The organism is Microbispora sp. ATCC PTA-5024 (assembly GCF_000511135.2).
In the GTDB taxonomy this organism is placed as follows: Bacteria; Actinomycetota; Actinomycetes; order Streptosporangiales; family Streptosporangiaceae; genus Microbispora; species Microbispora corallina.
Map to the genome: position 1 here is coordinate 1,034,408 of NZ_KI866525.1, position 9,824 is coordinate 1,044,231.

A 9,824-nucleotide genomic window follows, 5' to 3' on the forward strand; every position below is an offset into this window, starting at 1 on the left:
AGGTCGTCCGGCTCGGGCGGAGGCCCGGCCGGGCGGCTCGCCGCACGGCGGCGCGACGGCGTGGTCGCGCGGCCGGCCGGGACGCTCGTCCCGGCGGCGCTGTCGCTGCGTTCAGTTGTCGTGTCACCGTCAAGGCTCACAGCCCCGTCAGTGGGCTCGTTCTCGAGCATGCGGGCGCTCTCCCGTCAGCCTCCGGGCACGTCTCCGCGCCGCGCGGAGGCTCTCGTCTCTCGCGGTCCGCCGGGCCTCCTGTCGGTGCCGCGGCGGCAAGTCTTATCGGTCTCCACCGGCCCGATCGAGGTCGAACGGGTCGGCGGGCTCACCGGTCACGGCGTCGAGCGGCCCCTGCGCCAGCCTGGTCACCTCTGGGGGCGACGGCGGCGCGAAGCCGGCCACGAGACGCAGACCTGTGAGCACGTCGTCGGGCCGTACGGCAGGTGTTTCGTGCCGAACAACCATACGAAGTATGACACACGGCTGAACGGGCTTCTGACCTGCCGTTCTCCCCGAAGCCCCGGCGGCCTCGCCGATGCCGCCGTCCGCCGCCTCGTCCGTCAGGGCCAGCGCGTGCACGGCCTGCCGGGCGTCGAAGCGGCGCATCCCCTTCTTCGTCAGGCGTTCGACCTCGACGAGGTCGGCCGCCCAGAACTCCTTGACCGCCGCCTCGGCCTCCGCCGGGTCGGCCCCGGGGAGGCGCACCTCCCACACCGACGCCTCCAGCCGGTCGGCCAGCGTCCCGGATCGCGCCTCGACGACGTCGACCACGTCCAGGCCCGGCGGCAGCGAGGCGTCGAGGTCGGCCAGCACGCTCCGCGGATCGCACGGCCTGCTGACGCCGATCTCGAGGTACTCCGCCTCGCTCGCCACCCCGGTGGGGGCGGCGCCGGCGTAGGAGATCTTGGGGTGGGGGCTGAAGCCCGCGCTGTAGGCCACGGGCAGCCCGGCACGCCGGACCGCCCGCTCCACGGCCCGCGAGATGTCGCGGTGGCTGGTGAAGCGCAGCCTCCCCCGCTTCGCGTAGCGCACGCGCAGGCGCTGCGCCACGGGCTCGGGCGCAGGCCCCTCGGGAACGGGTTTCTTCAGAGCCGTCGTCCTTCCGATCTCGTCGTCTTACAGAATAGGCCGGTCACCGGCGGGGGCACGTCAGAGGACGGTGAGGGGCAGCAGCCTCTTCCCGGTGGGGCCGATCTGGATCTCCGTCCCCATGGTCGGGCAGACGCCGCAGTCGTAGCAGGGCGTCCAGCGGCAGTCCTCGACCTCACCGGCGTTCAGCGCGTCCTGCCAGTCCTGCCAGAGCCACTCGCGGTCGAGCCCGGCGTCGAGGTGGTCCCAGGGGAGCACCTCGTGCTCGTCGCGCTCGCGCGTGGTGTACCAGTCCACGTCGACCGGCTCCCCGGCCAGGGCGCTCTCGGCGGCGGCCATCCAGCGGTCGTAGGAGAAGTGCTCGCTCCAGCCGTCGAACCGCCCGCCGTCCTCCCAGACGGCACGGATGACCCTGCCGACGCGGCGGTCGCCGCGCGACAGCAGGCCCTCCACGATGGACGGCTTGCCGTCGTGGTAGCGGTACCCGATGGCCCGGCCGTACTCCTTGTCGCCGCGGAGGGCGTCGCGGAGCTCCCGCAGCCGCCGGTCGACCGTCTCGTGGTCGCACTGGGCGGCCCACTGGAACGGCGTGTGCGGCTTGGGCACGAACCCGCCGATCGAGACCGTGCACCGCACGTCACGGGACCCGGTCGCCTCGCGGCCCGCCTTGATGACCTTCTTGGCCAGGTCGGCGATGCCGAGGACGTCGACGTCCTCCTCCGTGGGCAGCCCGCACATGAAGTAGAGCTTCACCTGCCGCCACCCCTGCCCGTAGGCCGTCGTGACGGTGCGGATCAGGTCCTCCTCGGTGACCATCTTGTTGATCACCTTGCGCATGCGCTCGGACCCGCCCTCGGGGGCGAACGTCAGCCCGGAGCGGCGCCCGCCCCGGGACAGCTCACCCGCCAGGTCGATGTTGAACGCGTCGACCCGCGTCGACGGCAGCGACAGGCCCACCTGGCCGCCCTCGTAGCGGTCGGCCAGGCCCCTGGCGATGTCGCCGATCTCGGAGTGGTCGGCGCTCGACAGCGACAGCAGCCCGACCTCGTTGAAGCCGGACTCCCGCAGGCCCGCCTCGACCATGTCGCCGATCGTGGTGATCGACCGCTCCCGCACCGGACGGGTGATCATCCCCGCCTGGCAGAAGCGGCAGCCCCGGGTGCAGCCGCGGAAGATCTCCACGCTGAACCGCTCGTGGACGGTCTCGGCCAGCGGGACGAGCGGCTTCTTCGGGTAGGGCCACTCGTCCAGGTCCATGACCGTGTGCTTGAAGACCCGCGACGGCACCCCGGCGCGGTTGGGGACGACGCGCTTGATGCGGCCGTCCGGGTGGTACTCGACGTCGTAGAACTTCGGGACGTACACCCCGCCGGTCTCGGCCAGGCGCATGAGCAGCTCGTCTCGGCCGCCGGGCGACCCCTCGCCCTTCCACTCGCGGATGACCTCGCTGATCGCGATGGCGATCTGCTCGCCGTCGCCGAGGACGGCGGCGTCGAGGAAGTCCGCGATGGGTTCGGGGTTGAACGCGGCGTGGCCCCCGGCCAGCACGATCGGGTCCTCGTCGGTCCGGTCGACCGCCTCCAGCGGGATCCCCGCCAGGTCGAGGGCGGTCAGCAGGTTGGTGTAGCCGAGCTCGGTCGCGAACGACACCCCGAGGACGTCGAAGGCGCGGACCGGCCGGTGGGCGTCCACCGTGAACTGCGGGACGCCCTCGGACCGCATGAGCGCCTCGAGGTCCGGCCAGACCGCGTACGTGCGCTCGGCCAGCGTCTCGGGCAGCTCGTTGAGGATCTCGTAGAGGATCTGCACCCCCTGGTTGGGCAGGCCGACCTCGTAGGCGTCCGGGTACATCAACGCCCACCGGACGGCCGCCTCGTCCCAGTCCTTGACCGTCGAGTTCAGCTCACCCCCGACGTACTGGATCGGCTTCTGCACCTTCGGCAGGAGCGGTTCCAGACGGGGAAACAACGACTCGACAGACATGGGTCCAGGGTATCGGCTCTAAATGGGGTGCCAGGTCCTGTCGTCACCGGCCCGCAGGGACGACAGGCGGTGCCTGAGCTCCGCCTCGGCGTCTTCGTCCCGGTGGGCGTTGCGCAGCACGGCGGTGAGCGTCTGGAGCTCGCGGATGTCCCGCAGGACCGGGTAGCCGGGCCAGTCCCGGATGTCGTGCCCGTAGGCCTCGACGAAACCGGCCCGCTGGTCGTCCGACAGCCCGAACCTCACGCCCTGCAGCGTCGGCACGAGGTCGATCTCCCGCGGCCCGGCGCTGGCGGAGTCCCAGTCGCACAGCAGCAGTCGCTCGGGGGTGCGGATCAGGTTGCCGCGGTGCGCGTCCCCGTGGATCAGCCCGTACGGCAGGGCGAACCCGACGCGCTCGTAGTACGCCTCCTCCAGGCCCGCGCTCCGCTCCAGTAACCACTCGCGCTCGTCGTCCGCCAGCACCCGGCTCGCCCGGACGGCCCGGCGGATCCGGCCGAAGGGGTCGTACGTGGGCAGCGCGAACGGCGGGGGCGGCAGCGTGTGCAGCCACCGGAGCAGGACGCCGAGCGGCGCCGGGTCGGCCTCCGCGCCGCCGCCCGGGCCGGACTCCTCGTAGTGCCAGAACGTCGCCAGGCAGCCCTCGGCGGCGACCGGCTGCCGGACGTCGAGCGGGCGCGTGACGGGGAAGCCCTGCTCGTGCAGCCACCGGGTGACCTTGAGCGAGGTGACGAGCCGGTCGAGCTTGCCCGGCGCGGTCGCCTCGGCCAGGCGGACGACGACCCCCTCGGCGGGCAGGTGGTAGACCACGTTGGCGACGCTGCGCAGCAGCCGCGCCCCCGCGCTGCTCAGACCGGCCTGGCGGCACGCCTCCGCGAGCGCGGGAGGAGTGCCGGCGACGGTGGAGACGGTCATGGACGGCCTTCCTGGTGCGGGGCGTGACCGGCGGCCTCGGGGAGGGCCCGGGCCGCCGACTCCGGCAGCCCGACGGCGCAGAACCCCTCCAGCCGGTCGACCAGCGGCCCCCTCAGCAGGGGGCGGGTCGACTGGAGAGTCTCGGCGAGGCTGTCGATCCGGCGCTCCGGCGGCAGCTCGAGCAGGGGCGTGAGGGCCTCTTCCGCCCCCTCGGGGTCGTCCTCCATCAGGTGGGCCACCGCGAGGTGCGCCCCTGCCATGGCCTCGCAGCCGTACGACCGGTTCTGCCGGTCCTCCCCGGCGTACAGGTCGAGGGCGGTGCGGGCCCGCTCGATGGCGAGCGCGGGCTGCCCGAGGTGCAGGTGGGCCACGGCCGAGTAGTAGGCGTGCTTGGCGGGGCGGAAGGCGAACTCGCCCGCGAACCCGTCGTGCAGCTCGTCGCCCGCGCCCGACTCGCGGGCGTCGGCCGCCCGCAGCAGCTCGTCCTCGGCCTCGCGGGTCCAGCCGAGCATGGCGCCGGCGCGGGCGCGCAGCATGTGCAGGCGGGCGCCGCCCTGCCCGCGTGACAGATGGGTGAGGCCGTCCCCGGCGTACCCGGCCGCGTCCTCGTACCGCTTGTCCCACAGCGCGACCGACGCCTGCATCCCGCGCGCCCACCCCATGAGCGACGGGTGCCCGGCGACCCTGCCGTACGTCCAGGCGGCCCGGGCGAGGGTGTCGGCCGGCACCCGGCGGCCCATGTCCATGCTGGCGTTGGCCATCAGCCCGCTCAGGGCGCCGGCGAGGAAGTACAGCTCACCCGCCTGCGCGGGGTGGATGCGCCGCTCCAGTGCGCGGCGGGCCTGCTCCTGCAGCGCCCGCATCTCCACGAACAGCGGCAGCGGCGCCTCCCAGACGTACCGCCTGGCCAGCCAGATGACCTGGGTGCGCAGCCGTTCCAGCGCACTGTCGCCGATCTCGCTGGTCTCCACCCGCTCGGCGTGCTCGCTGGCCTCCTGGGCGGCCGTCGTGATCAGGTCGGGCGCGGTGACCCGGGGCCGCCGCAGCTCCTCCGGGGTGTAGTCCCGGGCGAAGCCGAGCTGGACCGGCCCGGTCTCGTACAGGCGGCACAGCAGGTCGGTGTACTCGCGGTCGGGCCGCGCCCCGGCCTCCCACTCCCGCCAGGACCGCTCGGTCAGGCCCCTGCGCTTGATCTGCTCGCGGTCGCACATCGCGTGGAAGCGCTCGATGGCCTCCTCGACCGTCCAGCCGTGCGCGAGGCGGAGGCACTTGAACCGCGACAGCTGCGGGCAGCAGAGGTGGATCTCCTCGGCGATCTGGTGGAACACCGCCGTCGTCGGCGGCTCGCCCAGGCCGGCGAGGGTGCGCTCGCGGATTGTCGTCGCGACCTGCATGGCGGACCGGTCGCCGCCGCGTGGGGGTGATGTCATCGGCTCTCCATCGGGTGACACCCGCACGCTAGCGTCGTCAACGTCACGAACCGGTCACCCCGTGCACTGCGAGTTGCTCTCCTTCGCCCGGAGAGGGGCCATCGTCCCCCCGTTCCTGAGCTGGGCCATGAACAGCTGCCCGCACAGGCTGCCCGGCGTCTCGGCGAACCACACCGCGGGCGGGTCGCCGGCCGCGGCGGCCGCCCAGCGGCCCCCGCCGTAGACGATCCGGTAGTCGGGGAAGGCCGTACGCAGCATCTCCAGGGCGCGCTCGCGCTGGCGCGCCTCGTCGTCCGGAGTCACGGTTCCTCCGTAATGGTTCGTTCAGCCCCCGAACCAGTTCCGTTCCCATGGTGTTCGCCTGACGGTGCGCACACCAGTGAGAGCGGGAGCCAGGAACCCTGCGAGGCGCTCTCATGCCGCCCGGCCGCCGTTCACCCGACGCCGTTCAGGCGGCGAACGGCCTCCGTACGTGGATCGCCTGGAGGATGCCGACGGAGATCATGTTCGCGAACGTCGCGGTGCCTCCGTACGAGACGAACGGCAGCGGCACACCGGTGATCGGCATGATGCCGATGGTCATGCCGACGTTGACGAGGGTCTGGAACGCCATCCAGGCGACGATGCCGCCCGCGACGAGCGCGCCGAACCGGTCGTCGCAGGCGCGGGCGATGCGCAGGCCGCGCAGCAGCACGACGCCGAGCAGCAGGACCACGGTGACGGTCCCGACGAAGCCGAGCTCCTCCCCCGCGACCGTGAAGATGAAGTCGGTGTGCTGCTCGGGGACGAACCGCCCGGTGGTCTGCCCGCCGTGGAACAGCCCCTTGCCGAACACCTCGCCCGAGCCCACGGCGACCAGTGCCTGGGTGCTGTTGTAGCCCACGCCCCGCGGGTCGCTTGAGGGGTCCATGAGCGCCGTGAAGCGGGCCACCTGGTAGGGCTTCAGCAGCCCGAGCGACCAGACCGCGCCCGCGCCCGCCACGGCCAGCCCCACCGCCAGCAGGACCAGCCGCTTACGCACCCCCGCGAACACGATCACCCCGGCAGTGGTGGCCAGCAGCACCATGGTCGTGCCGAGGTCCGGCTCCAGCATGACCAGAACCGCCGCGCCTCCCAGCGCGGCCAGGGACAGCAGCACGCCGATCGCCGTCGGCCGGTCCTTCGTGCCCTCGGCGGTCGGCGAGAGCAGCCGCGCCAGCATCACGACCAGGGCGGGCTTGGCGAGCTCCGCCGGCTGAACCGCGAACCCGCCGCCCAGCATGATCCACGAGTGGTGGCCGTTGATCGTCGACCCCATGGGGGTGATGACCAGCAGGAGCCCGAGGAGGGCGACCCCGTAGAAGAGCGGCGCCCACGTGCGCAGCCGCCGGTAGTCGCAGACGGCCACGGCGCTGTAGAGGGCCAGCCCGATGCACACGTTGAGCACGTGCTTCTTCAGCAACCCGGTCGGCTCGGCCGACGACCACATCCGGGTGGACGACCAGACGAGCAGCGTCCCGATGACGCTGAGCGCGATCACGGCGGCGAACAGGACGCCGTCCATCTTCCACACGGTCGCGCCACGGCCGACCGCCCGCTTCGCCAGGGAACCGCGTCCCACACTCATGGCCTCAGGCATGGCGGGCCTCCCTCACTGCGCGACCGTCCCGTCCTTCCGGATGACCGGCAGCCGGGTGGGCGGCCGCCCGTCCGGCATCGCCGCCTTGACCGGCTTGTTGTCCTCGCCCTTGCCGAGTCCGAAGATGCCCTCCCAGATCCGCCGTACGGCCGGGGCGGCGGTCGCGGCGCCGAAGCCGCCCTGGGACACCATCACGACCGTCACCAGCCGCGGGTCGTCTGCCGGCGCGAACGAGGCGAACCATGACGTGTCCTCCTTGCCCCAGACCTCGGCCGTACCGGTCTTGCCCCCGATCTTCACGACGTTCATCGGGAACCCGCGGAAGGCCGCCGCCGCCGTACCGTCCGACGGCACCTCCGACAGCGCCTTGCGGATGTAGGTCCGGGTCTCGTCGCTGACCGGCAGGTGACTCACGATCGGCACCGGGATCTCCTTGACCAGGGTCCCGTCCGGCCGCACCAGGGCCCAGCCGACGCGCGGGCTGCGCACGTTGCCGTCGCCGACCAGCGCGGCGTACGCCCGGGCCAGCTGGAGAGGCGTGACGAGCACGTCGCCCTGGCCGATCGAGAAGTTCGCCGCCTCGTACGCGTGGAACAGGAAGCCCTCGAGGCAGTTCTCGTTGGCCAGCCGCTTCGAGAAGGCGGCGCGGGCCTCGTCCTTGATCTCCGGGTAGCCGGTCTTGGCCCGGCGGCACATCTGGTCCTTGGTGCTGGTCCACAGGTTGTGCTTCCACGTCCGGTCAGGGATGAGGCCGGGCGAGTCGCCGGGCAGGTCGATGCCGGTGGGCTTGCCGAACCCGAAGGCACGGGCCATGTTCGCCATGGGCTCCTTCGTGTGGGGCTTCGGCTTGTTGCCGCCGTCGCGCTGCCACTCCTCGTAGCCGGCCCGGTAGAAGACCGTGTCGCACGACTTGACCAGCGCCTCGTGCAGCGAGATCGATCCGAGGCTCATGCCGCCCGCGTTGCCGAACGCCCGGCCGGCCACGTTGTACGAGCTCGGGCACTGGTAGGTCCCGTGCAGCGGCTCGCCGTCCGCGATCATCGCCGACGCCGAACTGATCTTGAACGTCGAACCGGGGGCGTACTCGCCCTTGAGCGCCCGGGAGATCAGCGGCTTGCCCGACTTGTTCGACAGGAGCCAGCGGTAGTCCTTCTCGGAGATGCCGCCCGTCCAGACCGCCGGGTCGTACGTGGGCCGGCTGGCCATGGCGATCACCCGGCCGGTCTTGACGTCGAGCACCACCGCCGCCGCGCCGTCCGACTGCGGGACCTCCTGCATGGCCTGGGCGAGCGAGTTCTCGACGACGCGCTGGACCTTCTCGTCGATGCTCGTGATGAGGATGTCGCCGGCCGTCGGCGCCGACTGCTGGTCGACCGTGATGACCTTGCCCATCCGGTCGACCTGCACCCGCCGCAGACCGGGCGTGCCGCGCAGTGCCGAGTCGTACACGGCCTCCAGGCCGTCGCGGCCGGTCAGGTCGACGCCCGAGTAGTTGGCCTTGAGACCCTCGCGCTTCTCCAGCTCCTTCTCGGTGACCGGCTGGAGGTAGCCGAGCATCTGGGCCGCGTCCTTGCCGTTCGGGTAGTCGCGCAACGACTCGATCTCGGCCGTCACGCCTGGGAAGTCCTCCTGCCGCTCCATGATCTGCAGCGCCGAGCGCATGTTCACGTGGTTCGCGACGGGGATCGGCGTGTACGGCGAGCCCGGCCAGCAGGGGCGGGCGACGCCCGGCCCGCACGCCCGGATCTGCTGCTTGAGCTGCGCCACCGGCTTCTTCAGCACAGCGGCCAGCCGCCGCAGCACCGCGTCGCCGCCGTCGGGCATGCGCTCCAGGCTCGACCTGTCGACGGAGACCACGAGCGTGCTGCGGTTGACGACCAGCGGCCGTCCCGACGAGTCGAGGATCGCCCCGCGCAGCGCCGGCACCCGGACCTCCCGGGTGCGGGTCTCGGTGGCCACCGTCACGAACTTCGGCCCCTGGACCACCTGGACCTGCCACAACCGGACGACCAGCACCACGATCATCGCGATGACGATCACCTGCAGGGCGAACAGCCGCCCCCGCAACCGTGTCATGCCGTCCCCCGTCTCCAGCTCGTCACGAGCTCACCACCGCCGCCGCGCCTCCTCTGGCTGTGCAGGGCGGTCACCGCCCGCAGCACCAGCGGCGCGACCACGAGATTGCACAGAGCCTCCCGGGGCCAGGCCGTCCGCAGGACGGTCCACGTGACCCCCGGGCTCCCGATCAGCGCGCCGAGCCCGGCCGCCAGGCCCGGCTCGGCCACGGCGCACAGCAGCACTGCGAGCAGGGGGAGCCGCTCCCCCGTCCGGCCGGCGACGTACCCGAGCGCGCACATCACCAGCGCGTACTGCCCCAGCGTGTGGTTGGCGGGGGGCAGCAGGTCGTAGCCGAGCCCCCCGAAGAAGCCGATGACGGCGCCGGGCACCGGCCCGCGCAGCACGGCCAGCGCGGCCACGGTGAGCAGGACGAGGTCGGGCGCGAACGAGCCCAGCAGCCGGTTCGCGAAGCTCACCTGAAGGACCAGGGCGGCGACGAGCAGCAGCGCTGCGGTCAGGTTGCGCAGCATGGGTCAGGCCCTCCCGTCACGCCCGCGCGCCTGGTGCGCCGGCGCCGCCCGCGGCTCGGGCCGGCGCCCGTGCGAGGTGTCCCCTTGACGGCCGGACGTGGCCTCGGCCGCTGGGGGCCGCGCCCGATCCTGCGCCGCGGCGCCGGGGCGGGTCGGGGTGACCGCCCGCGCGGTATCCGCGTTCGACCGGTGGGCGGTCCGCGTGTCCGG

8 protein-coding genes are annotated in these 9,824 nt (G+C 72.6%); all 8 read right to left on the reverse strand.

Annotation, left to right across the window (positions count from 1 at the left end):
• Nucleotides 1–273: 273 nt before the first annotated feature.
• Nucleotides 274–1,044: a TIGR03936 family radical SAM-associated protein gene (locus MPTA5024_RS30655; RefSeq protein WP_036330711.1), complete on the reverse strand. Its 771-nt coding sequence runs from the start codon at nt 1,042–1,044 to the stop codon at nt 274–276.
• A 99-nt stretch (nt 1,045–1,143) separates the two neighbouring features.
• Entirely contained in the window at nt 1,144–3,066 is a 1,923-nt protein-coding gene (locus MPTA5024_RS30660; RefSeq protein WP_036330712.1) for a TIGR03960 family B12-binding radical SAM protein, read from the reverse strand.
• An 18-nt stretch (nt 3,067–3,084) separates the two neighbouring features.
• Nucleotides 3,085–3,978 (reverse strand): phosphotransferase family protein, encoded by an 894-nt coding sequence (locus MPTA5024_RS30665; RefSeq protein WP_051458861.1) that lies wholly within the window; start codon nt 3,976–3,978, stop codon nt 3,085–3,087.
• Nucleotides 3,975–5,408 (reverse strand): hypothetical protein, encoded by a 1,434-nt coding sequence (locus tag MPTA5024_RS30670; protein WP_157099812.1) that lies wholly within the window; start codon nt 5,406–5,408, stop codon nt 3,975–3,977. The genes MPTA5024_RS30665 and MPTA5024_RS30670 overlap by 4 nt, the downstream gene beginning before the upstream one ends.
• Before the next feature lie 54 nt (nt 5,409–5,462).
• Nucleotides 5,463–5,711: a hypothetical protein gene (locus MPTA5024_RS30675; RefSeq protein ID WP_036330713.1), complete on the reverse strand. Its 249-nt coding sequence runs from the start codon at nt 5,709–5,711 to the stop codon at nt 5,463–5,465.
• A gap of 145 nt (nt 5,712–5,856) precedes the next feature.
• On the reverse strand, nt 5,857–7,026 hold the full coding sequence (rodA, locus tag MPTA5024_RS30680; RefSeq protein WP_051458863.1) for a rod shape-determining protein RodA: 1,170 nt from the start codon (nt 7,024–7,026) through the stop codon (nt 5,857–5,859).
• 12 nt (nt 7,027–7,038) lie between these two features.
• The gene (mrdA, locus tag MPTA5024_RS30685; protein WP_036330714.1) at nt 7,039–9,102 is read right to left on the reverse strand and encodes a penicillin-binding protein 2; all 2,064 of its coding nucleotides are present in this window, start codon (nt 9,100–9,102) and stop codon (nt 7,039–7,041) included.
• The gene (gene mreD / locus MPTA5024_RS30690; RefSeq protein ID WP_051458864.1) at nt 9,099–9,614 is read right to left on the reverse strand and encodes a rod shape-determining protein MreD; all 516 of its coding nucleotides are present in this window, start codon (nt 9,612–9,614) and stop codon (nt 9,099–9,101) included. Before mreD ends, mrdA begins: the two co-directional genes overlap by 4 nt.
• Between the last annotated feature and the right edge of the window lie 210 nt (nt 9,615–9,824).